Raw genomic sequence first — 23,812 nt, 5'->3', positions numbered from 1 at the left:
GATTATCCTGGAAACCGCAGTTGGACGTGCATCAAATGCCACTACTGGCCCTGCATCCGGTAGCATGAACAACGTCTCTCCCTCCGGAGGCCACGATGAACACGCCCGCCACCGATCGCGAACACATCGTCGATGCCGCCCTTGCGCTCGCAGCCGATAGCCACTGGGAAAACTTGCGACTGTATGACGTCGCCGCGAATCTCGGTATCTCCCTCAACGATATCCGCCGGCATTTCCGCGAGAAGGAAGACCTCGTCGAGGCCTGGTTCGACCGCGCCGATGCCGCGATGCTGGCAGTACCCGAGACGCCAGGGTTTCACGAACTCACCAGCACTGAACGAATCCACAAGCTCATCATGGCCTGGCTGGATGCGCTTGCGCCGTATCGTCTCGTGACCCGGCAAATGATTGTGAACAAGCTCGAACCCGGGCATCTTCATGTGCAGATCCCCGGCCTGCTGCGCGTCAGCCGCACCGTGCAGTGGGTCCGCGAGGCTGCCGGCCGCAACGCGACATTCGTGCGCCGGGCACTCGAGGAAACCGCACTCACCTCGATCTACCTCGCGACCTTCGCCCACTGGATGGCGGACGACTCCGTCGGCGGCCAGAAAACCCGCCGCTTCCTCGAGTTGCGGTTGCGTGATGCAGAGCGGCTGGACCACCTGGTCTTCCGCAAGCGAGGGAGGAGCGAGATGCCACCGCCTACCGAAACGCCTCGGGATGAGGTCGCACCGGCGACCGGCAAACCTTGACCCACCATGGACCCACTGACGCATGCGCTCAGCGGTGCGGTGGCAGCACGCGCGGCACTTCGAGACCGCACCTCCGCTAACGCGCTGCCGATTCGCGCTCAGCTCTGGGCGTGTTTTGCGGCGGCCGCGTTTCCGGACATCGACATCGTATTGCGGGTGTTCGGCACCCTGGCCTACCTGAACTGGCATCAGGGCATCACCCATTCGCTGATCATGTTGCCCCTGTGGGCGTGGCTGCTCGCGCAGCTCTTCGCCCGCTTCTACGGCAGGCCGAATCTCTGGCGTCGGTTTCTGCCGGCGGTCACCCTGGGCCTCTCCGCCCACATCATCGGCGACTTCATCACCGTCTACGGCACGATGCTCTTCGCGCCGCTGTCGAACACACGCTTCAGCCTCCCGCTGGTCTTTGTGGTGGATCCAGCGGTCACGCTGTTGCTGGCGGTCGGCCTGACGCTTTCGCTCAGGGCCTCGAGCGGCGGCAGAGCGATCGCGATCGCAAGCCTGCTCCTCGTCGGCGCCTACCTCATGTTGAACGTCGCCATTCGTGAGAATGCGATCGATATCGCCGAACGACGTGCCGACACTCTTGGCTGGCACGAAGCGCGGATCACCGCACTGCCACAGCCCTTTTCGCCCTGGCATCGGACCCTGATGCTGCGGCATGAGGACGATTACGAAGTGGCGCAGCTCAGGCTCATCACCCTGCCCTCACCCACCGCCCGGCTGCGGGCAGCGCTGGGCATGGACTACGCGGCTGACACCGAGACCTCGTGGCAGCGCCAACCGGCCTTTGGCAACACGTCGGACGAAGTCGCATTCGCACGTCAGGCGTGGTCGCAACCGGTCTTCACCCCCTTCCGTCGCTTCGCCCGCCTGCCGTTCCTGCATGAGATCGAGACTGCCGAAGCACGGCGATGCGCCTGGTTCGCCGATCAGCGTTTTGTTGTGCCCGGCCTGCCACCGTCTTTCCGCTTCGGCGCCTGCGAACACAGCGACGGTCACTGGACGATCGAACGCCAACGCGGGCTGTTCATCATCGACTGAAACCTCTTGCGCGACAGCACGGTGGATCGCCGGAAGCGAAATTGCTTGGGGCATGTGCTGCGATCTTTGGCAAAATGGAGGTTTTTTGCGTCCTCCGAATGACCCGCCTGCAAGGCTTTCCGCCAGTCGCGCTCGACACCGCGCATACGCTGATTCTTGGCAGCATGCCGGGTGTCGCGTCGCTGTCCGCAAGTGAATACTACGCCCACCCGCGCAACGCATTCTGGCGGCTGATCGGCGAGTTGCTCGGCTTCGACGCCAGCCTGCCTTATGAGCAGCGGCTTGCAAGGCTGACGAGCGCGGGATACGCATTGTGGGACGTGCTGGGCGCTTGCCGGCGCAACGGCAGTCTCGACACCGCGATCGAAGCCGAGTCCCTCGAGGTCAATCCGATCGCGGACTTCCTGGCAGAGCATCCGCTCATCGACCGTGTCTTCTTCAACGGCAGCACCGCCGAGAACCTGTTCCGCAGGCACGTCATGCCGACTCTGCGCAACCGCGAGCTCACCTGCCGGCGCCTGCCCTCGACCAGCCCGGCCCATGCATCGCTGACACTCGCGCAAAAAACCCATGCCTGGCGGGAGATCCTGCGGTGAGAAACAGGCGCGTCGCGGTCATCGGTGCCGGCCCGGCTGGCCTGATGGCCGCCGAACAACTCGCGGCGGCCGGGCATCAGGTAGATGTGTTCGACGCGATGCCATCGGTCGCGCGCAAGCTGCTGATCGCAGGCGTCGGCGGCCTCAACCTGACGCACTCGGAGCCCCAGGCGGACTTCATCTCGCGCTATGGCGAAGCCGCGGCCTGGATGGCAGGACACCTCGCCGAGTTCGGCGCCGACACCTTGCGCGCCTGGGCTGCCGAACTTGGTGTCGACACCTTCGTAGGCAGCTCCGGCCGCGTCTTCCCGGTCGACATGAAAGCAGCGCCGCTGTTGCGTGCGTGGTTGCACCGTCTGCGCGCGACAGGCGTGCGCATCCACACCCGCCACCGCTGGCTCGGTTGGGGCGACAACTGCGCCACGCCCGCGCAAGGCCTGCGCTTCAAGGGACCCGAAGGAGAGACGACAGTGTCGGCCGATGTCGTGGTACTCGCGCTCGGTGGCGGCAGCTGGTCACGACTGGGGTCGGACGGTGCCTGGGTGCCCTGGCTGCAGGCTCGCGGTATCTGCGTGTCGCCGCTGCGACCCGCCAACTGCGGCTTCGAGGTTTCGCTGCCGACAGGCGACGGCTTCGGCTGGGGCGCTTACTTCGCCAACCGCTTCGCGGGGCATCCTCTCAAGAACATCGCACTGAGTGTCACTGATGCCCGCGGCGTCCGCCATGAACGGCTGGGCGAGTGCATCGTCACCATCTCCGGGCTGGAAGGCGGCCTGATCTATGCCCTCTCGAAACCCATTCGCGATGCCATCGAAGCCAACGGCCCGGTTGAAGTCCACGTTGACCTGACGCCGAACCGGTCACTCGAAACACTTCGCAAGGCCTTGTCCCGACCACGTGGCAAGCGCTCGCTCGCCAGCCACTTGCAGAGCAAGGCAGGCATCACCGACGTCAAGGCCGGATTGCTTCGTGAAGTCTTGCCGAAAGCCGTATTCGACGACATGAACGCCCTTGCCGGCGCGATCAAATCCCTTCCGCTGCTCCTCGCGCGGCCGCGTCCACTCGAGGAAGCGATCAGCTCGGCTGGCGGCGTACGGCTTGACGCACTCGACCCGAGCATGATGCTGCAATCCCTGCCGGGCGTTTTCTGCTGCGGCGAGATGCTCGACTGGGAAGCGCCGACCGGCGGTTATCTGCTGACCGGCTGCTTCGCCACGGGTCGGGCAGCCGGACTCGGTGCAGCCCAATGGTTGGCGAAACTCGGCGCCAAGGACTGACCCGGTCAATTCAGCCCCGCAGGGAGTTGAAGATCGCGAACCCCACCCAAGCCATGAAAAGGCAGCCGACCACGTGCGCAACGGCATGCACGGCCAGCCAGCCCCACTCACCCCTCTGCAGCAAATGGAGCCCTTCGGCCGAAAACGTCGAGAACGTCGTCAGGCCGCCCAGCAATCCCGTCGTCAGCAACAGCTTGAGCGCCGGCGCCATGGAAGGCACCGCCTGAACCCAGCCCAACACCATCCCCATCAGCAAACCCCCGGTGAGATTGGCAACCAGGGTGCCCAAGGGTATCCAGACGAACAGGGGGTTGAGCAGCAAGCCCAGCCCCCAGCGAGCCCAGGCGCCGACTGCAGCACCCGCACCGACTGCTGCAAAAGCTGTCCAGCCCAGCCCGGCGGTCATGCTGGCCGTCCGCTTGCGGAAAGCCGCCTGGCACACGAGTCATCCGCTACAACCTGCGCGACGCGTGCGGACACGCCTTTGCCCGCAGCCCGTATGTCATCGATGATGGATTTGTCGCTCATGCCCACCGCAATCCCGAAAGAAGGAATATCCCGCAGTCTAACCGAGCCGCGGCCGCGAACTCCACCATGCAGCACCCTGGAACCTGCTCTCATCCGCGATGGCGGGCACCGGCGCGAATGAGAACAGAGCCTGGCGCCACCCTGATAGAATGGCGGGTTAATCAACACACCATGCCATTCGACCGAGGCCATCCGTGTCCGAAAACGCCAAGCCCGACACTACGCCGGCAGCGCCGAGCAATTTCATCCGCAGCATCATTGAAGAGGACAACCGCAGCGGCAAATGGGACGGTCGGGTGGAAACCCGCTTCCCGCCGGAGCCGAACGGTTACCTGCACTACGGCCATGCCAAGTCGATCTGCCTGAACTTCGGGCTCGCCGAGGCCTATGGGGGCATCTGCCACCTGCGTTTCGACGACACCAACCCGGAAAAGGAAGAGCAGGAGTACGTCGACGGCATCATCGAAGCGGTCAGCTGGCTTGGCTTCGACTGGGGCCGGCACTTGTACTTCGCCTCGGACTACTTCGAAACCATGTACCAGTGCGCGGTCGGACTGATTCAGGCGGGCAAGGCCTATGTCGACTCCCTGCCGCCCGACGAGATGCGGCGCCTGCGCGGCACGCTCACCGAGCCCGGCACCGACAGTCCCTTCCGCAACCGCAGCACCGAAGAAAACCTCGATCTCTTCCACCGCATGCGCGAGGGCGAGTTTGCCGAGGGCGCACATGTGTTGCGTGCGAAAGTCGACATGGCGAGCCCCAACATCAACCTGCGCGACCCGGTCATCTACCGGATCCGCAGGGTTGCCCATCACCGCTCGGGCGACCGCTGGTGCGTCTATCCCCTTTACACCTTCGCCCATCCAATCGAAGACGCGATCGAGAACATCACCCACTCGATCTGCACGCTCGAATTCGAGGATCAGCGCCCGTTCTACGACTGGCTGCTGGAGACGCTGGCGGACATCGGCATGTTCGCGCGCCCGCTGCCTCAACAGATCGAGTTCGCAAGGCTCAACCTCACCTACATGGTGTTGTCCAAGCGCAAGCTGATCCAACTCGTCGATGAGGGTCATGTCGCCGGCTGGGACGACCCGCGCCTGCCGACCCTGGTCGGCGCGCGACGCCGCGGCTTCACGCCGGAAGGCTTCCGACTCTTCGCCGAGCGCATTGGGGTATCCAAGGCCGACTCGTGGATCGACTTCGGCGTGCTCGAGGAATGCATGCGCGAGCACCTCAACGACAGCGCCGAGCGGCGCGTCGCGGTGCTCGAACCGCTCAAGCTCGTCATCACCAACTACCCGGTCGGTCAGCACGAAGACTGCGAAGCCCCCAACCATCCGCTGAAGCCGGAACTGGGCAAACGGGCCATGCCCTTCGGACGTGAGCTGTGGATCGAACGTGAGGACTTCATGGAGGAGCCGATCAAGGGTTTCCGCCGCCTCTTCCCGGGCAACAGGGTACGTCTGCGCTATGGCTACGTGGTTGAATGCACCGGCTGCGAGAAGGACGCCGAAGGCAACATCACCGCGGTGCTCGCCGAGTACCTGCCGGACTCAAAGAGCGGCACTCCGGGCGCAGACAACTACAAGGTCAAGGGCAATCTGCACTGGGTATCGGTGACCGACGGGTACAAGGCACAAATCCGCCTCTACGATCGACTCTTCTCCTACCCCTACCCCGGCGCGCGGCGTGAGGGTGATGCAGAGGAACTGGAGCGAAGCTTCCTCGACGACCTCAACCCGGATTCGGTACAGACCATCGAGGCGTGGCTGGAGCCATCGCTCAGGTACGTCCGGCCGGAAGCCCGCTTCCAGTTCGAACGCCACGGCTATTTCGTAGCCGACCGGGTGGACTCAAGCGAGGGCGCACCAGTGTTCAACCGTACCGTGACCCTGAAGGACTCCTGGGCCAAGCTGAAGGCCTGAGCAGGCGCCCACCGCCCCCCAGCCTCCCCCATCGATGGTGAGGAACCGCGCTCAAGAGCCCTGTTTCTGGCGCTTGAGATCGGGTCACATCAGACTCGGGGGGGCTCCTGCCCGGATTGGGCCTGGGCATCAGCCGTGCGTTCGTCATCGAACACGTTGCCAAGCTTGCCCACCACCGGCTTCACATCGGCCAGGTAGGCCGCCCGGCTGACCGCATGGGCTGCAAGCGGCGCGGTAACCAGCACTGCCATCAAGGCAAAGATCGCCTCCATCGCCGCGGCGCCCGACGAGGCAGCCGCCAGGCCAGCCAGCACCAGCACCGCACCAAGCGCACCCGCCTTGCTCGCCGCGTGCATTCGGCTGTAGCAGTCAGGCAGCCGCAGCACACCGATCGCGCCCAAAAGGCAGAACGCACCACCGGCCAGCACCAGCAAGGAAGCCAGCCACGGCAAAAGGGATCCGTTCATTGTCCCGCCTCCTCTTCTCCTTCAACCCGGGCGCGCTCCCGCCGATTCTGCTCCGACTTCCGGAACAGTGGCGCGAAGGCGACTGTGCCGAGGAACGCCACCAACGACAACACGACGGCCACATCGAGAAACACGATCTGGCCGCTTATCATCGCACCCAGTGCCACCGCAGCAACGCCAACCAGTGTCAGGGCATCGATCGCGACGACACGGTCCGGGCCCGTCGGCCCCTTGAACAATCGCACCACGATGATCAGGCCGCTGATCGCAAGCATGACGACCACGACGGGTATCACCCAGAAGGCGCCGGCCAGTTCAATGCTCATCGCAGTTTCTCCTCGCCAAGCGAGAGTTCATCGAGACACAGGCTCAAAACCTTCTCCTTCATTACGCCACCTCATCGGCCTCAGCCGCAGCGAGACGCTCCGGATGCATCCAGTCGAGCAGGCGACGCTCGAGTTCGCGGATGCCACGCTCGACCTCCTCCACCGATGTCGCGTTGAGCGCGTGAATCGCCATCTCACCGCTGTCCGGGTCGTAGTCGAGCGCCATCGTGCCCGGCGTCAGCGTCAGCAGCAGGCCGATCAGCGTGGCCACGCCTTCACGTTTGTCCTCCAGACGCATGGTGATCACCGCCGGGGATGGTGTCACCTTACTCGCAACCACGATACGCGCGACGTCCAGGCTGGCCTTGACGATCTCTGCTGCGAACCAGGCGACAAAACCGATGCCGAGTTCCAGTCGCTTGAGATAGCTTCCGGTGCGGATCAGGCGGGCACCGAGCTTCAACACCAGATACACGAGCACGAACGCCCCGACGATGCCCATCGGGTCGAGCGCGTTCGCGAAGGCGGCGATGCCTACCGCAAGCAGGATGTGGATGCCGAGCATGTCATCGTCCTCCCGGGTGGGTGATCGCCTGGAAATAGACCACCGGGTCGGCCAGCTGGCCGGCTGCGGCAATCGCGTACTCCATCACCGGTCCGGCACCAATACCGATCAACACCGTCATGGCCGCCAGACCCGAAATCGCCCACCAGCCCCAGCGCATCTCGTCGTCGATGCGAATCGCCTTTTCACCCTGTGGGTGCGCCTTCAGGAAGGTCTCGTTCCAGATCTTGCTCATCGACAACAGCGTGAAGATGCCTGTCAGCAGGGCGACGCCTGCCGCCCACCAGAAACCGTCTGCCAGGCTTGCCTTGACCAGCACGAACTTGGCCCAGAAACCCGACAGTGGCGGAATACCCGCGAGCGACAGCGCCGGAATCGCGAACAGGATCGCCAGCCATGGCGCCTTGGCATAAAGCCCGCCCATCGCAGCGAGGCGCTCCGACCCCGTCATGCGCGCAGCAATGCCGCCGATGAAGAACAGGTTCGCCTTCACCACGATATGGTGAATCAGGTAGAACACCGCACCGGCGATCGCCAGCGGGCTGGCCAGCGCCAGCCCAAGAATCATGTAACCGACCTGACTGACGATGTGAAAGGACAGGATGCGCCGCACCTCATTTTGTGCGGCCGCACCGAGTACCCCGACCAGCATGGTCGCGCATGCGACCCACAGCAACACCTCGTGGGCCTGACCGTACTCCGGCCACACCAGGGTGACGATGCGGATCATCGCGTACACGCCGACCTTGGTCAGCAAGCCCGCGAACAAGGCCGAAACCGGTGTCCAGGCTACATGGTAGGAAGCCGGAAGCCAGCCGAACACCGGGAACAGTGCAGCCTTGATCGCGAACGAGACGAGCATCATCACGACCGCCAGCGTCGCAGCGGGCGGCGCCTCGCCGGCGCGGAAAATCAGCCCCAGCTCCCCCATGTTCAAGGTGCCGGTGGAGCTGTAGATCAGCCCGGCCGACAGCAGGAAGACCAGAGTCGCAAGCAGGTTAAGCACGACGTAGGTCATCGTGCCCGAAAGACGCCGCCGCCCGCCCCCAAGTGCGATCAACGCGAAGGAGCCGATCAGCAATACCTCGAACCAGACATACAGGTTGAAGACGTCGCCGGTGATGAAGGCACCACACACCCCCGCGAGCAACCCATGGAGGAAGATGTGGAAGTTGCGCAGCACATCCGGATTACCTTCACGCACCAGCCCATACAAGGCGGCAGCCAGGCCGATGATGCCGGTAATCGCAACCATCGCGGCCGACAGACGATCGATGATGACAGTGATGCCGTAGGGCGCTTCCCAACCGCCCAGCTGGACCGCCAGCACCACATCCGCGTTTGCAAGCGCGACCAGTCGGATGCCCACCAGAGTCAGCAGCGCCGCCCCGACCAGACTCACGACCTTCACCTGCTGGTGATAGGGGCGCAACATGATGCCGATCAGCAAGGTGATCAGCGGAATGAAGACGGGAGCGACCGCCAGCGCCTTCATTGCCGAACCTCCTCGGCATCATGGTGATGGTCGGCGTCATCCTGGTGTATCTGCAATCCGACCTCCTCGATATCCGGTGCCGGCTCTTCGGTGATTTCGGTGACACGATCGGTGGTGGTCACCCCATGACTCTCGCGCACGCTCTTCAGCACCGCCAGTGCGAAGGCGAACAGTCCGAAGCCGATCACGATCGCGGTCAGCACCAGCGCCTGAGGCAAGGCGTTGGCGGGATCCGCCGGCACCGTGGTCGCAGTCACAAAGGCCGCCTCGCTGCCGGCGAAACGACCTGACGCGAGAACACCAAGGTTGATCGCGTTGCCAAGAATCGCGACGCCGAGCACCACGCGAATAAGATTGCGGTCGAGCAACAACCACATGCCGATACCGGCCAGTCCTCCCGCAGTCAGGGCAGCAAGCCACTCCATGTCAGATCTCCTGCGAAGGTGCGTACGAGGGCACACCCGATTTCGAGCGAACGGACACCATCACACTGGCCTCCCCGCAAGTCTCTGCATCATGTTCATCATCGAGCCGAAAACGGTCAGGAACACACCGACGTCGAACAGCAAGGGCGTCCCCAGCGGCAAGCCCAGCGGGAAGAACCACAGGCCCTTCAGGAAGTCGTGGCCACCGAGCAAGCCGATCACTCCAGCCAGGACCGCACAACCGATGCCGGCGCCGACGAGCAGGGTTGGACGCACCCACATCAGCGCCCGCGCCTGATAGTTGCCGAACGTGAGTACCACGAGAATGAAGCCCACCGCCGCCACCAGGCCACCGATAAAGCCGCCGCCGGGCAGGTTGTGGCCTCGCCACAGCAACACCAGCGAAACCAGCACCAGCAGCCCGGCAAGCGGGCGGATCGCCTGACGCAACAGCACCGAACCAAACTCCGGTTCGCCCTTGCGCGTCATCTCCGCCAGCTGCCCCCCGCCCAGCAGACTGGCCGCAGCAAGGCCCGCCAGCGCGACGACGACGATCTCACCCAGCGTATCAAAGGCGCGGAAATCGACCAGAATGACGTTAACCACGTTGCCGCCCTTGCCGCCCGGATAGCTGTTCTGCACATACCAGTCCGCTATGTTTCCGGCCAGCGGCACATTCGCCACGACCAGCAGGGCGCCGGCCACCGCCAGCCCGAACAGGACCGAGATCAGGATGTGCGCCGCACGCGAGATCGCCCCCTCGTCGGCCACACGCGGAATCGCGGGCATGCTGCGCAGCACGAAGGCGAGGAACACCACCGTCAGTGTTTCGACCATCAGCTGCGTGGTCGCTACATCTGGGGCATTCGCGGCGAGAAAGAACAGCGCCAGGCCAAGGCCACTTGCACCGAGGGCGGCAACCAGAGCGAGACGTCCGCGCATGACCGCCGCCGCACTCGCACCGGCCAGCGCGAGAATGCTGCCGATCACCGCGGGCGTGTTCAGCGCAGCGTAATCACCGCCGGTAAACAAAGCCGGCCCGCCGATGGCCAGCGAAATGAACACCACCGAGCTGAGCACCAGGCTGAGCAAGGTCAGGTGCAGCCGGAGCGAACCATGCTGAAAGGCACTCGCGGTCAGGGCGGCGAACTCGAATACGCGCTTCAGGAAGCGATCCCAGATCAGGTCTCCGCTCACGCCCCAGAACACGCGCCAGCGCGCAATCTGCAAGCGCACCTGATGGCGGAAGCGATAGAAGAAGACGCCCAGCGCCACGGTGATCAGGCTGGTGATCAAGGCCGGCGTGATGCCACCCCACAGATAGAGCTTCACATCCACATCGCCGCGTGCGACCGACTGCACCGCGGCATTCACCAGCCAGGTCTCCGGCCAGTGATGCCAGGCGCCCAGCAGGAAGCCTGCCACGGCGAGCAACATCGGCCCCAGCCACATCGGCACCGAGACTTCGTGCGGTTCGCGCGGATAGTGCCCCTGCGGACCCAGGAAGGTGCGGATGAATACAAGACCCGCCGCGGCAAGCAGAAGGGCATTGGTAACGATCATCGCGATGGTGACGATCCAGCCGGTGATCCCCATCTGAATCAAGCCGGCGTACGCGAACTCCTTGGCAATGAAACCGAAGAATGGAGGTAGACCAGCGTTCGAAAAGGCCGCAAGGCCAACCGCGGCACCGGTCAACGGCATGATCTTGAGCAAGCCACCGAGGCGCGACAGCTCACGGGTGCCGGTGGAGTGATCGACCGCACCGACCGCCATGAACAGGGCACCCTTGTACAGCGAATGCGCCAACAGGTAGAGCACGAAGGCCTGCAGGCCATAGGTCGTGTTTGTGCCGATCAGCATGGTCAGCTGGCCGAGCACGGTCACCGTGGTGTAGGCCAGCAGACGCTTGAGGTCAGTCTGGCGGATCGCCAGCACCGCGCCGACCACGGCCGTGGTCGCACCGAAGGCAATCAGGATGTCGCTCCATCCCTGCTCCCCGCCCATCACCGGGTTGAGGCGCGCAAGCAGATACACACCCGCTTTCACCATCGTCGCCGAGTGCAGGTAGGCGGACACCGGCGTCGGCGCGTTCATTGCGTTCGGCAGCCACAAATGGAAGGGCACCTGAGCCGACTTGGTGAAGCAGCCGATGAGCACCAGCACCATGATGCCGAAGTACAGCGCGCTCGCTTCGACTGCGTCGATGTCGATCTCGGAAAAGCGCCAGCCTTCGCCCGCAATGCCGAGCAGCACCAGGCCGGCAAGCAGGGCCAGGCCGCCGCCGCCAGTGATCAGCAAGGCCTGCAGCGCCGCCCGGCGCGACACAGCCTTCTCGTGCTGAAAACTGATCAGCAGGAAGGATGCAACACTGGTGAGTTCCCAGAACACGAACATCGCGATGAGATCGTCGGCCAGCACCAGACCGAGCATCGCCATCATGAAGATCAGCAAATAGGCGTAAAAGCGGCCGAGATGATGGTGGTCCGAAAGATAGGCGCCGGCATACAGGACGATAAGCGCGCCGATGCCACTGATCAGCAGCGCGAAGAGCAACGACAGACCATCGAGACGGAACGCGACGTCGATGCCGAGCGCCGGCACCCACGCAAGAGTCGCAGTGACCACTTCGCCGCGCGCGATGACCGGGATCTGCATCACGAACCAGATGAAGGCCATCAGCGGTACCGCGGCCAGCAACCAGCCTGCACGATCGTCGAAACGACGAGCCAGCGGGGGTGCGAGCAGCGCGGCGAACGCGATGGCAAAGACCGCCGTCAGCATATGTCCGCCTCCCGACCAATCGACAGGTTCATTCGCTTACCTCCCTCGATCATCGCCGCTCCGCTTCCCTCGGAACGACACGACAATGCGAACCCCGGGGTTCGCCGCAACAAAGCAAAATGGGACCTTGGACGCCGGCCCCCGCTCGCGAGCAGAATCCGACCCAAAGAAACCGCACGAGGTTCCCGCGACCCATTCAGCGCCGCGGGGGGCCACTTAGACTGCACGACCGCGGGCCGTCATCGAATTAGGGTGAACCCTGATGGGATCTCGAAACAGAGCAATCGCACCAGGGCTTCGTCAGAAGCTCTCATCGCCCCGCAAGAAGCGCCACTCCCCCAGCGGCAGGTCACCGAGCTTGACTCTGCCGATGCGCACCCGCTTGAGTCCGGTCACGCGCAGTCCCACCAACTCGCACATGCGGCGAATCTGCCGTTTGCGCCCTTCTCTAAGCACGAATCGCAATTGATCCTCGTTCAGGCGCTCGACTTTCGCCGGACGCAGCTTGCGACCATCCAGTTCGAGCCCGTGGTTGAGCAATGCGAGCCCTTCGGCATCGAGTTCGCCCTCGACGCGTACCAGGTACTCCTTTTCGACCTTGGAGTCATCCCCGATCAGAGCCCGCGCGATGCGCCCGTCCTGGGTCAGCACCAGCAGGCCGGTGGAATCAATGTCGAGCCGCCCCGCAGGGGCGAGGCCACGCAGATGCGAACGATGAAAACGCTGCGCCTGGTCCCGGTCGAACTGGTTGTCCGGTCCGATCAACACCACCGCGGGCTCGTGACCGTCCTCGGCCTGACCAGATACATAGCCGACCGGTTTGTGAAGCAAAATGGTCACCCTTTCGGCCTGACGCCGCGCGGCTTCCGGCGCGAGCTCGATCCCGACGTCGGGCGACACGCGGACACCCAGCTCGCTGACACGGCGACCATCGACGAACACCCAGCCCCGCTCAATGATCCAGTCGGCCTCGCGCCGCGAACACAGCCCACGCTCGGCCATGAGTTTCGAAAGCCTGACACCGCGCGGATCCTCACCCACATCGGTTCTAACCGGCTTCTGCGGGCGCTCCGGGCGCTCCGGGCGCGGCTCTGTGTGGCGTGGTGCAGCGAAGCGCTTGTCGCTGGCTGCGCGCTGCGCCCGATCCGTTCCGGGCGCACGCTGGTCGCGCGGGCGTTGTTCGGAATCGGGGGCTCCAGTCTCAGTCGTCCTTGTCCCGCGCGCTTCGGCAGCCTTATCGCCATTCGGACCATCATCGGCCGTGCGCTCGCCCCGCACCGGCTTCAAGCCGCCCGGCCGAAAGCGGGTTCGTAGCCCTTGGCGTCGGCCGGACTCGGCATTGTCATCGCGTGGGCTGGCTGCTCTCAGCGTCTTGCGCGGTTTCTCGTTTGCATCGGTTACCTGCTCATCCGAGTTCTTGCCGGATGTCTTGTTGTCGCTCATGGCTTCACTCCTGATCAGGACCGGCGAACCGCGTCACGTCGGCCTTCGCCGACTTGATCGCCCGGCCCCGGGTCATAGGTACTCCAGCCATAACGGCGTCCCGTCGGAGACAGCTCACCCTTGTGTTCCGGGTGGCGATGCAACCAGGCCTTGGCAATGAAGTGCGCCGATACCGGCGCCGTAATGAATAGGAACAGCGTAATCAACACTTCATGGATCGACAGCTCGCCCTCGGCGCCGAGAAAGAACAGCATGGAACCCAACAGCACACCACCCAATCCGAGCGTCGTCGCTTTGGTGGGGGCGTGCAGCCGGGTCATCAGGTCTGGCAGCTTGACCAGGCCGACCGATCCGACGAGCACAAAGACGCCACCGAGCACGATCAGCAGCGACACGATGAATTCGAGGACAAAGGACATGCCACTACCTCACTCGATGACGTCGCCACGCAGCACGAAGCGGCAATAGGCGACCGTGGAGATGAAACCGAACATCGCAAACAGCAGCGCGGACTCGAAGAACACCGTGGTGCGCTGCTGGATGCCGAACAGGATGATCAGCGCGATCGAGTTGATGACCATGGTGTCGATCGCCAGTACGCGATCCATCAGCGACGGCCCCGACAGCAGGCGCCACAGATTGAGTACCAGCGCCACCGACACCGCGAAGAAACCGAACATCACCGCATAATCGATCATTGGAAGATCTCCTTGAGGCGCGTCTCGTAGCGCGACTTCATCTGCATCACCGCCTCTTCGGCATCCGGTGCGTCCAGGCAATGCACCAGCAGGCTGCGGCCGTCGGCCGAAAGGTCGCTGCTGACGGTGCCCGGGGTCATCGTGATCGTACCGGCGAGCACGGTGATCGCCTCGGGCGAGTCGAGCTCCAGCGGCACCGTGACCCAACGGGTATGCAACTGGTCCGCACGGCGGAAGAGAATCAGGCGTGCGACATGGATGTTCGCGACTATCACATCCCACGCGACCAGCAGCATGAAGGCGAGCGCCTTGCCATAGGCCCGGATTGGCGGCCGCTCCGGCCAGAAGTTGCTGGTGATGATGGGGATCACGATACCGAGGAAGAGCCCCATCACCAACCCACCCATCGTGAAACTGTTGAGCAGCAGCATCCACAGCACTACCAGCACGATCGTCAGCAAGGGATGTGGCAGCCAGCGCTGCAGGAAACTGCGCTCGTTCTTGTGCGTCGCCATCAGCGCATTCCCCCACTGCCGAGTACCGCATTGATGTAGCCACTCGGCGCAAAAAGCTGCATCGAGGTCTCCTCCAGATAAACGGTCACCGGGCCAGCGAACACCGTCAGCAGCACCAGCATGCCGAGCAGCATGCCGACCGACACGAAGGGCAACGCATCGCCGCCCCGCCGCTCCGCTGGCAAGACGCCCTCGACCGAGGTGCTCTTCCAGAAGAGCGTGCTCCCCCCCCGCGCGAAACCGATGATCGCAATCAGCGAAGTCGACAACACCAGCCCCCACACCCAGACCGCGACCGCGCCGTCGCGAATCGCGTCGAGGATCAGGAGTTTGCCGAGAAAGCCGGACAGCGGAGGCATGCCGGTCATCGCAATCGCGCCGACGAAAAAGACGCCGGCGATCAGGCCACCATGGATGAACCGTGGCGCGAGCGAGAAGGTGTCGGCGTGCTTGCCTCGGCGCTGGGTGACCAGATCGACGATCAGGAACAGTGCGCCTGCAGCCAGCGTGGAATGCAGGAGGTAATAAAGCGCCGCCGACATCGCCTTTGGCGAGAACATGCCGACCGCAACCAGCAGGGTACCCATCGAGCCGACCACGGCGAAGCTCACCATCTGCCCCAGGCTGCGCGCCGCGAGCACGCCGAGCATGCCGAGCACCAGCGTCACCAACGCCGCCGGCACCAGCCACTCGCCGGCCAGCGCACCGACCTCGCCGGCACCATCGCCGAACACCAGGGTGTACATGCGGATGATGGAGTACGCCCCGACCTTGGTCATGATCGCGAACAGTGCAGCCACCGGTGCCGGCGCGTTGGCGTAGGTGCCCGGCAGCCAGAACTGAACCGGTACCAGCGCTGCCTTGACCGCGAACACCAGCAGCAACAACAGCGCGCCGGTGTGCAGCAGGGCGCGATCACCCGCTGCCACCTCGGGGACACGCAAGGCCAGATCCGCCATGTTGAGCGTGCCGGTGACGCTATAGATCAGGCCAACCGCAATCAGGAACACGCTGGAGCCGACGAGGTTCATCACCACGTACTGCACCCCGGCCCGCACCCGCAACGCACCACCGCCGTGCACCATCAAGCCATAGGAGGCAATGAGCAGGATCTCGAAGAACACGAAGAGGTTGAACAGGTCACCAGTGAGGAAGGCGCCGTTGATGCCCAGTAGCTGAAACTGGAACAGCGGATGGAAGTGACGCCCACGCTTGTCCCAGCCGTTGATCGCGTAGAGCAACACGAAGAGCCCGAGCACCGCCGTGAGCACCAGCATCAGTGCGGCGAGGCGATCAAGCACCAGGACGATACCGAACGGTGCCGGCCAGTTGCCCAGCGCCTAGGTCACCACCGATCCGTCGACGACCGACCCCATCAGGATCAGGCCGAGGACCAGCATCAGCACCGCCGACGCCACAGAGAAAACACGCGCCAGCACGATATCGTGGCGCACCGCGAGCGCGATCAGCGGGGCGACCAGCGCCGGCAGCAGCAGCGGCAGGATGATCCAGTGGTTCATTGCTCGCCCTCCGAACCCGGCTGCTCGATATCGACATGGTCGTTGCCGCTCTCCAGCCAGGCGCGCAGAGCCATGACGACGATGACCGCCGTCATGCCGAAGGAGATCACGATGGCGGTGAGCACCAGTGCCTGCGGCAACGGATCCGCGTAACCCGCTGCGTCCGACCGGATCACCGGCGGCAGATTGACCGCGAGCCGCCCCATCGCGAACAGGAACACGTTGACCGCGTAGGTAATCAGGGCCAGCCCCAGCACCACCGGAAAGGTGCGCGCACGCAGCACGAGATAGATGCCGGCGGCGGTGAGCATTGCAATCGTGCTTGCGACGATGAACTCCATGCTCAGCATCTCAGCGCTCCTTGCCGCCGTCGGCGCGCAACGCCGCCGGGTCGAAATCCATTGGACGGGTATTCACCGGCAGATTCGCCAGACGCAAACCCATGTTCGACAACTGCGCCAGCGCCAGCATCACCGCGCCGACCACCGTGAGGAATACCCCGATGTCGAAAGGCATCGCACTGGTCAGTTCGAACTCGCCGACGATGGGCAGATGGAAATAGTCGAAGGCACTGGTCAGGAACGGGTAACCCATGACCATCGCAGCGATACCGGTCGCCGCGGCGATCAGCACCCCGGCCCCGATCATTGCGTGATAATCCACCCGCATCTGCTGCTGCGCCCAGCCGAAACCGCTCGCCATGTACTGCATGATCAGCGCGATCGACACCACCAGACCGGCGATGAAGCCGCCGCCCGGCATGTTGTGCCCGCGCAGGAAGATATAGACGCCGACAATCAGCGCCAGCGGCAGCATCACCCGGGTCACCACCACCATCATGATCGGATGGCGGTCGGCCGACACCGGATCGTCCGGCACCCAGCCTTCGAGGCTGCGTGCGATCCGCCCGCGCAGTGCGCCGTCGAGCAGCGCGAAGATCGCGAGCGCCGCGACACCGAGCACAATGATCTCGCCGAAAGTATCGAAGCCCCGGAAGTCGACCAGGATCACATTCACGACATTGGTGCCGCCCCCGGCCGGTTTCGCCTGTTCGAGGTAATAGCCGGACAGCGTAGCGAAATCCCGCGTCATCACCGCCCAGGCGAGTGCCCCGACTCCCAGCCCGCCGACGCCCGCCAGCAGTGCGTCGCGCAGGCGACGCCCGTTGGTGCTCTCGATCGGGCTGCTCTTGGGCAGGAAGTAGAGGGCGAGCAGGATCAGGATCACCGTTGCGACCTCCACCGAGATCTGGGTCAGCGCCAGATCCGGCGCCGACAGATAGACGAAGCCGATCGAGACGACCAGACCGACAACCCCGATGATGATGAGCGCGACGAAGCGGTAACGGTGCAACACCACGCCGAGCAGTGCGGTCGCCAGCAACATGACCCAGGGCACCATTACCGCCCACCCGACCGGCAGCGTGTCACGGCCGCCCGGCGCATGGGTCGTGCCGAAGAAGGCCGCGAACCCGAGCACCACCGCGGCACCGATCATGAACGCGAGATAGCGCTGCAGCGAACCGTTGTGCAAGCCGAGCACCAGCAAGCGGCTGGCCAAGACCACCGAATCGATGACCGCGTCGAACATCGCCTTGGCCTCGGGGTGCGGCCCGGCCTGCCACAATGCACGCACACGCGGATACAAACGCAGCAGCGTCAGGCCGACCACCACCGCGACCACCGACATCCACAGCGCCGGGGTGAATCCATGCCAGATCGACAGGTGGAAATCCGGCACCTGGGCGCCGATCACCGCGCCGGCAGCGACTCGAACCAGTGCGCCGGCAAAGGTTTCGGGGAAAAGGCCTATCAACACCACCAGTGCCACAAGCAGCGCGGGCGGCAGCCATAGACCGGCTGGCGGATCATGCGGCTTGGCGGGATAGTCGTCGCGCTTCGGACCAAAAAACACGTGCACGATGTAGCGGAAGGAATACGCCACCGAGAACACCGCGCCCAGCGTGGCCAGCACCGGCACGATCCAGCCCTGCCCGGCCCAGCTGGTTTGCGCCGCCTCCTCGAGCATCATCTCCTTGGACAGAAAGCCGTTGAGCAGCGGCATGCCGGCCATCGAGGCGGCCGCGATCATCGCCATCGTTGCAGTGATCGGCATCAGAAACAGCAGGCCACCGAGGCGCTTGACGTCGCGCGTGCCGGTCTCGTGATCGACGATGCCCGCGTTCATGAACAAGGCCGCCTTGAAGCTCGCGTGGTTGATGATGTGAAACACCCCGGCGACCGCCGCCATCGGCGTGCCAAAGCCGAACAACATGGTCACCAGACCGAGATGGCTGACCGTTGAGAAGGCCAGCAGCCCCTTGAGGTCGTCCTTGAACAGCGCGATCCAGGCGGCAATGACCATGGTCGCCAGGCCGGCGGTGGAGACCAGGTAGAACCACGCATCGGTGCCGGCGAGCACAGGCCACATCCGCGCCATCAGAAAGATGCCCGCCTTGACCATGGTTGCCGAGTGCAGATAGGCCGACACCGGCGTCGGCGCCGCCATCGCATGCGGCAGCCAGAAATGGAACGGGAACTGCGCGCTCTTGGTGAAGCAACCGCCGAGAATCAGAATCAAGGCTGGCAGATAGAGCGGCGACGCCTGGATCAGCTCGCGGTTCTGCAGGATCACCGACAGCTCGTAGGAACCCGCGATATTGCCCAGGATCAGCATGCCGGCAATCATCGACAGTCCGCCCGCTCCGGTTACCGCCAGCGCCATGCGCGCGCCCTGACGGCCTTCGGGCAGGTGGCGCCAGAATCCGATCAGCAGGAAGGACGACAGACTGGTGAGCTCCCAGAACACCAGCAACAACAGGATGTTGTCCGACATAACAATGCCCACCATCGCGCCCTGGAAGAGCAGCAGATAGGTGTAGAACGCCCCCATCGGGTCGTCCTTGGACAGATAGAAGCGGGCGTAGATGATGATGAGCAGCCCGATGCCCAGAATCAGCCCGGCGAACAGCAGCCCCAGCCCGTCGAGCATGAAGGTGACGTTCAGCCCCAGCGCCGGCAGCCACTCCCAGCCGACCTGTACCACCTCGCCGCGCAGCACCGCGGGCACATGGGTCAGCAGCAGCGCAAAGGCCAGCAGCGTGACCGAACCGGTCGCGATCGCACAGGCGCCGCGGCCGGCGCGAATCATCAGCGCAGGCAGAACTGCCCCGAGAAAGGGCAGCATGACGATCAGGGCAAGACTCATAGGTTCTTATTCCAGGCGACCGGCACGGGATTCCCGCATGGACTTGCATGCCTTGCCGCCGGGGTCGGTTGTCGATCGCGAAACGCGGCACACCTGCCAGCGGGGCCTCCCATGGCATGCCGGGTGCATTCATTTTTCAGCTCTCTGCGGAGCGCACCGTCATTAACGAGAACGCAAAACTACCCGAATTTTAGCGAAAGCGGTCGAAAATCGGCATGCGCAGTATCCGCAATACTCTGCCGGGTGACGGATCACAAATCGATTCGCGGCTTACGCCGCTCCCACAGGAAAAGGCCAGCTTCGGGGTGGGAGCGGCGTGAGCCGCGAAAGGAACACGGACGGAAATTCGGGCCAACCGACAGCTTCAAATCTCGCTCACGACAACGATATGCACTCGATAAGGTCCGTGTGCGCCGAGCACGATGCTCATCTCGATGTCGCCGGTACGAGACGGACCCGAAATGAAGTTGATCGCCCGCGGCAGTCGCGAGCCCCACTGCGCGCGCGCCATGGCCCACGCCTCCTCCATGCCCGGCACGATGCGCGAGGCCGGCACCACCGCGACATGGGTTTCCGGCAGCAGACTGGTTGCTGATGGGGTATCCGGCGCACTGGCGCACATCAAGGTACCAGTCTCGGCGATCGCGCAGATGCAGCCCGTCACCCCCACGGGGTCATCCTCACGCACCGGCCGTGACTCCAGCGCCAGCCCTGCGCCCGTCCAGTCGAGCCCGTCGAGCGCCGGCCATACCACGCCCTGCTTCGACAGTCTGCTTTCCTCGAGCCAGGCGGCAACCGCCGCAGGCACTTCCTCCATGCTACCGACAACCGCCACACTGCTCGACATGCGTTCGGAGGCTGCGATGAAACGCGTAACCAGGTCGCCCTCCAGGGGGGGCTGGGGCCGGGATGAGGCTGCGAAATCGCGACGCGCACCCGTTCAGCCGCCATGCGGACCTGCTCCACATCGCGACCCAGGCCATCGCTCACGCGCGCCATAATCGCCGCCCTGGCTGCCGCCGAACGCGAAGTGATGTCGTTCATGGCCAAGTGGTCACGCCAGCCGGTTGCGCGGTTCGCCCGCGACAAAGGCTTCGATGTTGACGATAACCTGGTCGGCCAATGCCTGCATCGCCTCGGCCGAAGCCCACGCCATGTGCGGCGTGACGATCAGGTTCGGAATGCCCGGATCGAGCAAGGGGTTGCCCTTGCGCGGCGGTTCGACCGACAGCACGTCCATTCCTGCACCACCGATCACCCCGGCACGAAGCGCGTTGGCCAGTGCCTGCTCGTCGACGATACCGCCGCGCGCAGTATTGATCAGGATCGCGTGCGCCGGCATCGTGGTCAGCTCCGCCTCGCCGATCAGGCCGCGGGTGTCGTCGTTGAGCGGACAGTGGATGGAGATCACGTCGGACTCGCGCAGTACGACATCGAACGCAGTGCGGCCCGGACGCACCTCACCGACGCCCTTGCGCTCGGCCAGCAGCACCCGCATGCCGAAAGCCTCGGCCAGGCGGGCGACGCCGGCGCCGAGCGCGCCGCCACCGACGATTCCGAGCGTCGCACCATGCAGGTCGCCCACCGGATGGTGGAAGAGGCAGAAGGTGTCCGCCTTGCCCCACAGGCCGGCGCGAACGTCGGAGACATATTCAAAGAGCTTGCGCCGCAGCGCCAGCATGAGCATCAGCGCATGCTCGGGCACGGTATTGACCGCGTAGCCGCGCACGTTCGACACCACGATGCCGCGCTCGACGCAGGCCGCGAGGTCGATATTGTCGGCACCGGTGGCGGCGACCGCGATCATCCTGAGGCCCGGCAGTCGGGCAAGCGCGTCGGCATCGACCCGCAGCTTGTTGACGATGGCGACCTCGGCACCGGCAAGGCGCTCGACCACCTCATCCTGGGTACTGACGCGATGTTCCACCCATTCGTGCGGGAAGCCCGGCGACCGGAAATCCGCCTTCACCGAGTCCCTTTCCAGCAAGACGATACGCATGATGCTCAGTTCTCCTCCTTGTTCTTTCTCATTCGCCGAGCGTAGAGCTCGCGAAAGGTCGGCCCCTGTGGTGCAGGCATGTCGCGGGTCAGCGTCCATTCCGGGGCCACACCCATGACCCTGATCCGCTCGTCGCCATCGGCAAGCCAGCGCAGATATCGATTCGCGACCCGGCTGACCAGCGCGTACAGGCGCGGCTGGCGTGCCACCCAGGCCCACGTCCGCATGGCAAGCCGCTCGCTCCACGGGCGCAAATGGCGCTCGACCTGCTGCTCGCGCAAGCCACGCAGCAGGTCCGGCAGGGGAATACGCACCGGGCAGACGACGCCGCACTGATTGCAGAGTGTCGAAGCATGCGGCAAATCGAGGGCGTTCTCTATGCCAGTGTAGAGTGAGGTGAGCACTGCTCCCATCGGGCCCGGATACACCCAGCCATAGGCATGGCCACCCACGCTCTGATACACCGGGCAATGGTTCATGCAAGCGCCACAGCGGATACAGCGCAGCATGGGCTGGAACTCGCTGCCGACCAAGCCGGCGCGGCCGTTGTCCACCAGAATGAAGTAGAGGTGATCGGGCCCGTCGGACTCCCCTTCCCGCCTCACCCCGGTAAGCAGCGACACGTAATTGGAGATGTCCTGCCCGGTGCCCGAGCGAGGCAGCAAACGCAGCAGCGTGGTGAGGTCTTCCAGCGTCGGCACCACCTTCTCGATGCCGGTAATCACCACATGCACCCGCGGCAGCGTGGTCACCATGCGGCCATTGCCCTCGTTGGTCACCAGTGCCACCGAACCGGTTTCGGCAACAATGAAATTGCCACCGGAAATACCCATGTCGGCACTCAGAAAGTGCTCGCGCAAAACCTCGCGCGCCTCGCGGGTCATGTCCGGGATGTCGGTCTTGCGCGGACGGCCGTGGGTGCGGGCGAAGAGATCTGCCACCTGGTCACGCGACTTGTGGAAGGCTGGCGCGAGAATGTGCGACGGCGGCTCGTTGTCGTCGATCTGCTGGATGTACTCACCCAGATCGGTCTCGACCGGCTGCACCCCGGCAGCTTCGAGCGCAGCGTTGAGAGCGGCCTCCTCCGACAACATGGACTTGGACTTGACCACCTTGGCAACGCCATGTCGCCGGGCGATCGCGACCACCATATCGCGAATGTCGGCACCGTCGCGGGCGTAGTACACCTGTGCGCCGGTCTCGACCGCCTTGGTCTCGAAGCTGTCGAGCCAGACATCGAGATCACTGATCACCCGGTCGCGAATCGCGGCGCCGGCGTCGCGCAGCGCTTCGAAGTCGCCGCCGAGATCCGTCACGTAGCGCCCTACCGCCGCGGCACGACCATCGACGAACTTGTCCCGCGCCTGGCGCAGGTTGACCTGCAGACGCGCGTCCGCCAGCTTCTCGCCGGCGCGCGCCTTGAAGAACATCGCCTGGGATTTCATCTCAGGCGTCCTCGCCCGCCAGCACCTCGGCCACGTGCAATACCCGGGTCCGTTCGTCACCGAGCCTGCGCAGGCGGCCCTCGATGTTCAACATGCAGCCAAGATCACCGAGCACCACTGCGTCGGCCCCGGTCGCCTGGATGTTCGCGCACTTGCGCGCCGAGATCGCGCCGGAAATCTCGCTGAACTTGACCGAGAACATGCCACCGAAACCACAACAGGCCTCGCACTCCTCCATCTCACGCAGCTCGACGCCGGGCATCCGTGCCAGCAGGCTTCGCGGCTGGGTCTTCACGCCGAGCTCACGCAAGCCCGAGCAACTGTCGTGATAGGTCACGCTGCCCCGGAAATCGCCCGGCACCTCGCTGACCCCGAGCACGGTCACCAGAAAGTCGGTGAGTTCGTAGCTGCGAGACGACAACGCCTGCACCCGGCCACGCATCCGCTCGTCGTCAGCAAAGAGCCCCGGGTAGTGGGTCCGGATCATGCCCGCGCAAGAGCCTGACGGCGCGACCAGATATTCGCAGGCTTCGAACTCGCCCAACAACTTCTCGGCCAGCGCACGAGCCGCCTTGCGGTCACCCGCGTTGAAAGCCGGCTGGCCACAACAGGTCTGCCCGTTTGGCACGACCACCTCGCAGCCGGCCGATTCGAGCAGACGCAAGGCGGCAAAGCCGATTCCAGGTCGCATGAGGTCAACCAGACATGTCACCAACAAACCCACTCGCATCTCGACGCGTACTCTCCAGGGCGTAACGCTATTTCACTAGGCGAAATCCAATGCTACGGTTAGACTTC

At 64.3% G+C, this 23,812-nt stretch carries 24 protein-coding genes; 5 read left to right on the top strand and 19 right to left on the bottom strand.

Annotated features, from left to right (window positions below; all coding sequences use genetic code 11):
• Positions 1-95: 95 nt before the first annotated feature.
• The 4 genes from GPA21_RS04325 to GPA21_RS04315 all read left to right on the top strand — a co-directional run bounded on the left by GPA21_RS04325 (position 96) and on the right by GPA21_RS04315 (position 3,669).
• Positions 96-752 (top strand): ubiquinone biosynthesis protein COQ9, encoded by a 657-nt coding sequence (locus GPA21_RS04325; protein WP_168986982.1) that lies wholly within the window; start codon positions 96-98, stop codon positions 750-752.
• A gap of 6 nt (positions 753-758) precedes the next feature.
• On the top strand, positions 759-1,796 hold the full coding sequence (locus GPA21_RS04320) for a metal-dependent hydrolase (RefSeq protein ID WP_168986981.1): 1,038 nt from the start codon (positions 759-761) through the stop codon (positions 1,794-1,796).
• A gap of 98 nt (positions 1,797-1,894) precedes the next feature.
• The gene (locus GPA21_RS20840; protein ID WP_246261759.1) at positions 1,895-2,392 is read left to right on the top strand and encodes a DNA-deoxyinosine glycosylase; all 498 of its coding nucleotides are present in this window, start codon (positions 1,895-1,897) and stop codon (positions 2,390-2,392) included.
• Complete coding sequence (locus tag GPA21_RS04315) at positions 2,389-3,669, top strand: TIGR03862 family flavoprotein (RefSeq protein WP_339379814.1); 1,281 nt, start codon at positions 2,389-2,391, stop codon at positions 3,667-3,669. The genes GPA21_RS20840 and GPA21_RS04315 overlap by 4 nt, the downstream gene beginning before the upstream one ends.
• A gap of 10 nt (positions 3,670-3,679) precedes the next feature.
• Here the strand turns inward: GPA21_RS04315 and crcB are convergent, their stop codons facing one another.
• A complete protein-coding gene (gene crcB, locus GPA21_RS04310) occupies positions 3,680-4,075 on the bottom strand; it encodes a fluoride efflux transporter CrcB (RefSeq protein ID WP_246261758.1) in 396 nt (131 codons plus the stop codon).
• 316 nt (positions 4,076-4,391) lie between these two features.
• Between crcB and GPA21_RS04305 the strand changes: the two genes are divergently transcribed.
• Complete coding sequence (locus GPA21_RS04305) at positions 4,392-6,125, top strand: glutamine--tRNA ligase/YqeY domain fusion protein (RefSeq protein ID WP_168986980.1); 1,734 nt, start codon at positions 4,392-4,394, stop codon at positions 6,123-6,125.
• A gap of 89 nt (positions 6,126-6,214) precedes the next feature.
• On the opposite strand, the gene mnhG is transcribed toward GPA21_RS04305, so the two are convergent.
• From mnhG to GPA21_RS04220, 18 genes are all read right to left on the bottom strand, one after another.
• Positions 6,215-6,592, bottom strand: a complete 378-nt coding sequence (mnhG, locus tag GPA21_RS04300; RefSeq protein ID WP_168986979.1) for a monovalent cation/H(+) antiporter subunit G — start codon at positions 6,590-6,592, stop codon at positions 6,215-6,217.
• Positions 6,589-6,918, bottom strand: coding sequence for an MrpF/PhaF family protein (locus GPA21_RS04295; protein WP_168986978.1), 330 nt, complete (start codon positions 6,916-6,918; stop codon positions 6,589-6,591). Before GPA21_RS04295 ends, mnhG begins: the two co-directional genes overlap by 4 nt.
• A 61-nt stretch (positions 6,919-6,979) precedes the next feature.
• Positions 6,980-7,483, bottom strand: coding sequence for a Na+/H+ antiporter subunit E (locus tag GPA21_RS04290; protein WP_168986977.1), 504 nt, complete (start codon positions 7,481-7,483; stop codon positions 6,980-6,982).
• 1 nt (position 7,484) lies between these two features.
• Positions 7,485-8,978 (bottom strand): proton-conducting transporter transmembrane domain-containing protein, encoded by a 1,494-nt coding sequence (locus GPA21_RS04285; protein WP_168986976.1) that lies wholly within the window; start codon positions 8,976-8,978, stop codon positions 7,485-7,487.
• Positions 8,975-9,403: a sodium:proton antiporter gene (locus tag GPA21_RS04280; protein WP_168986975.1), complete on the bottom strand. Its 429-nt coding sequence runs from the start codon at positions 9,401-9,403 to the stop codon at positions 8,975-8,977. Before GPA21_RS04280 ends, GPA21_RS04285 begins: the two co-directional genes overlap by 4 nt.
• A 60-nt stretch (positions 9,404-9,463) precedes the next feature.
• Positions 9,464-12,187 carry a hydrogen gas-evolving membrane-bound hydrogenase subunit E gene (gene mbhE, locus GPA21_RS04275; protein WP_168986974.1) on the bottom strand — a complete coding sequence of 908 codons (2,724 nt, stop codon included), beginning with the start codon at positions 12,185-12,187 and terminating at the stop codon, positions 9,464-9,466.
• Positions 12,188-12,487: 300 nt separating this feature from the next.
• Positions 12,488-13,630 (bottom strand): pseudouridine synthase, encoded by a 1,143-nt coding sequence (locus tag GPA21_RS04270; RefSeq protein WP_168986973.1) that lies wholly within the window; start codon positions 13,628-13,630, stop codon positions 12,488-12,490.
• Between the two features lie 14 nt (positions 13,631-13,644).
• Entirely contained in the window at positions 13,645-14,049 is a 405-nt protein-coding gene (locus GPA21_RS04265; protein WP_168986972.1) for a Na+/H+ antiporter subunit G, read from the bottom strand.
• Between the two features lie 9 nt (positions 14,050-14,058).
• Complete coding sequence (locus GPA21_RS04260; protein WP_168986971.1) at positions 14,059-14,328, bottom strand: K+/H+ antiporter subunit F; 270 nt, start codon at positions 14,326-14,328, stop codon at positions 14,059-14,061.
• Positions 14,325-14,843, bottom strand: a complete 519-nt coding sequence (locus GPA21_RS04255) for a Na+/H+ antiporter subunit E (RefSeq protein WP_168986970.1) — start codon at positions 14,841-14,843, stop codon at positions 14,325-14,327. Before GPA21_RS04255 ends, GPA21_RS04260 begins: the two co-directional genes overlap by 4 nt.
• Positions 14,843-16,180 carry a monovalent cation/H+ antiporter subunit D gene (locus tag GPA21_RS04250; RefSeq protein ID WP_281355904.1) on the bottom strand — a complete coding sequence of 446 codons (1,338 nt, stop codon included), beginning with the start codon at positions 16,178-16,180 and terminating at the stop codon, positions 14,843-14,845. Before GPA21_RS04250 ends, GPA21_RS04255 begins: the two co-directional genes overlap by 1 nt.
• A gap of 3 nt (positions 16,181-16,183) precedes the next feature.
• Positions 16,184-16,363: a hypothetical protein gene (locus GPA21_RS20835; RefSeq protein ID WP_246261757.1), complete on the bottom strand. Its 180-nt coding sequence runs from the start codon at positions 16,361-16,363 to the stop codon at positions 16,184-16,186.
• The gene (locus tag GPA21_RS04245) at positions 16,360-16,713 is read right to left on the bottom strand and encodes a Na+/H+ antiporter subunit C (protein WP_246261756.1); all 354 of its coding nucleotides are present in this window, start codon (positions 16,711-16,713) and stop codon (positions 16,360-16,362) included. The genes GPA21_RS20835 and GPA21_RS04245 overlap by 4 nt, the downstream gene beginning before the upstream one ends.
• A gap of 1 nt (position 16,714) precedes the next feature.
• Positions 16,715-19,570, bottom strand: a complete 2,856-nt coding sequence (locus tag GPA21_RS04240; protein WP_168986969.1) for a monovalent cation/H+ antiporter subunit A — start codon at positions 19,568-19,570, stop codon at positions 16,715-16,717.
• A gap of 364 nt (positions 19,571-19,934) precedes the next feature.
• Positions 19,935-20,417, bottom strand: a complete 483-nt coding sequence (locus GPA21_RS04235) for a LutC/YkgG family protein (RefSeq protein ID WP_168986968.1) — start codon at positions 20,415-20,417, stop codon at positions 19,935-19,937.
• Between the two features lie 207 nt (positions 20,418-20,624).
• On the bottom strand, positions 20,625-21,569 hold the full coding sequence (locus GPA21_RS04230) for a D-2-hydroxyacid dehydrogenase (RefSeq protein WP_211163415.1): 945 nt from the start codon (positions 21,567-21,569) through the stop codon (positions 20,625-20,627).
• A 5-nt stretch (positions 21,570-21,574) separates the two neighbouring features.
• Positions 21,575-23,014 carry a LutB/LldF family L-lactate oxidation iron-sulfur protein gene (locus GPA21_RS04225; protein ID WP_168986967.1) on the bottom strand — a complete coding sequence of 480 codons (1,440 nt, stop codon included), beginning with the start codon at positions 23,012-23,014 and terminating at the stop codon, positions 21,575-21,577.
• A gap of 1 nt (position 23,015) precedes the next feature.
• Positions 23,016-23,744 carry a (Fe-S)-binding protein gene (locus tag GPA21_RS04220; protein WP_168986966.1) on the bottom strand — a complete coding sequence of 243 codons (729 nt, stop codon included), beginning with the start codon at positions 23,742-23,744 and terminating at the stop codon, positions 23,016-23,018.
• Positions 23,745-23,812 lie beyond the last annotated feature (68 nt).

Source organism: Azoarcus taiwanensis (assembly GCF_012910885.1).
Lineage (GTDB): Bacteria > Pseudomonadota > Gammaproteobacteria > Burkholderiales > Rhodocyclaceae > Azoarcus_F > Azoarcus_F taiwanensis.
Note: the sequence above shows the minus strand (reverse complement) of the source record. Positions and strands in the feature narration are given on the sequence as shown.

What these genes read in the sequence shown, in the direction of transcription:
- GPA21_RS04325 (WP_168986982.1), top strand. Translation starts at nt 96, where the DNA reads ATGAACACGCCCGCCACCGATCGCGAACACATCGTCGATGCCGCCCTT.
- GPA21_RS04320 (WP_168986981.1), top strand. Translation starts at nt 759, where the DNA reads ATGGACCCACTGACGCATGCGCTCAGCGGTGCGGTGGCAGCACGCGCG.
- GPA21_RS20840 (WP_246261759.1), top strand. Translation starts at nt 1,895, where the DNA reads ATGACCCGCCTGCAAGGCTTTCCGCCAGTCGCGCTCGACACCGCGCAT.
- crcB (WP_246261758.1), bottom strand. Translation starts at nt 4,075, where the DNA reads ATGACCGCCGGGCTGGGCTGGACAGCTTTTGCAGCAGTCGGTGCGGGT.
- mnhG (WP_168986979.1), bottom strand. Translation starts at nt 6,592, where the DNA reads ATGAACGGATCCCTTTTGCCGTGGCTGGCTTCCTTGCTGGTGCTGGCC.
- GPA21_RS04295 (WP_168986978.1), bottom strand. Translation starts at nt 6,918, where the DNA reads ATGAGCATTGAACTGGCCGGCGCCTTCTGGGTGATACCCGTCGTGGTC.
- GPA21_RS04290 (WP_168986977.1), bottom strand. Translation starts at nt 7,483, where the DNA reads ATGCTCGGCATCCACATCCTGCTTGCGGTAGGCATCGCCGCCTTCGCG.
- GPA21_RS04285 (WP_168986976.1), bottom strand. Translation starts at nt 8,978, where the DNA reads ATGAAGGCGCTGGCGGTCGCTCCCGTCTTCATTCCGCTGATCACCTTG.
- GPA21_RS04280 (WP_168986975.1), bottom strand. Translation starts at nt 9,403, where the DNA reads ATGGAGTGGCTTGCTGCCCTGACTGCGGGAGGACTGGCCGGTATCGGC.
- mbhE (WP_168986974.1), bottom strand. Translation starts at nt 12,187, where the DNA reads ATGCTGACGGCGGTCTTTGCCATCGCGTTCGCCGCGCTGCTCGCACCC.
- GPA21_RS04270 (WP_168986973.1), bottom strand. Translation starts at nt 13,630, where the DNA reads ATGAGCGACAACAAGACATCCGGCAAGAACTCGGATGAGCAGGTAACC.
- GPA21_RS04265 (WP_168986972.1), bottom strand. Translation starts at nt 14,049, where the DNA reads ATGTCCTTTGTCCTCGAATTCATCGTGTCGCTGCTGATCGTGCTCGGT.
- GPA21_RS04260 (WP_168986971.1), bottom strand. Translation starts at nt 14,328, where the DNA reads ATGATCGATTATGCGGTGATGTTCGGTTTCTTCGCGGTGTCGGTGGCG.
- GPA21_RS04255 (WP_168986970.1), bottom strand. Translation starts at nt 14,843, where the DNA reads ATGGCGACGCACAAGAACGAGCGCAGTTTCCTGCAGCGCTGGCTGCCA.
- GPA21_RS20835 (WP_246261757.1), bottom strand. Translation starts at nt 16,363, where the DNA reads ATGAACCACTGGATCATCCTGCCGCTGCTGCTGCCGGCGCTGGTCGCC.
- GPA21_RS04245 (WP_246261756.1), bottom strand. Translation starts at nt 16,713, where the DNA reads ATGCTGAGCATGGAGTTCATCGTCGCAAGCACGATTGCAATGCTCACC.
- GPA21_RS04240 (WP_168986969.1), bottom strand. Translation starts at nt 19,570, where the DNA reads ATGAGTCTTGCCCTGATCGTCATGCTGCCCTTTCTCGGGGCAGTTCTG.
- GPA21_RS04235 (WP_168986968.1), bottom strand. Translation starts at nt 20,417, where the DNA reads ATGTCGAGCAGTGTGGCGGTTGTCGGTAGCATGGAGGAAGTGCCTGCG.
- GPA21_RS04230 (WP_211163415.1), bottom strand. Translation starts at nt 21,569, where the DNA reads ATGCGTATCGTCTTGCTGGAAAGGGACTCGGTGAAGGCGGATTTCCGG.
- GPA21_RS04225 (WP_168986967.1), bottom strand. Translation starts at nt 23,014, where the DNA reads ATGAAATCCCAGGCGATGTTCTTCAAGGCGCGCGCCGGCGAGAAGCTG.
- GPA21_RS04220 (WP_168986966.1), bottom strand. Translation starts at nt 23,744, where the DNA reads ATGCGAGTGGGTTTGTTGGTGACATGTCTGGTTGACCTCATGCGACCT.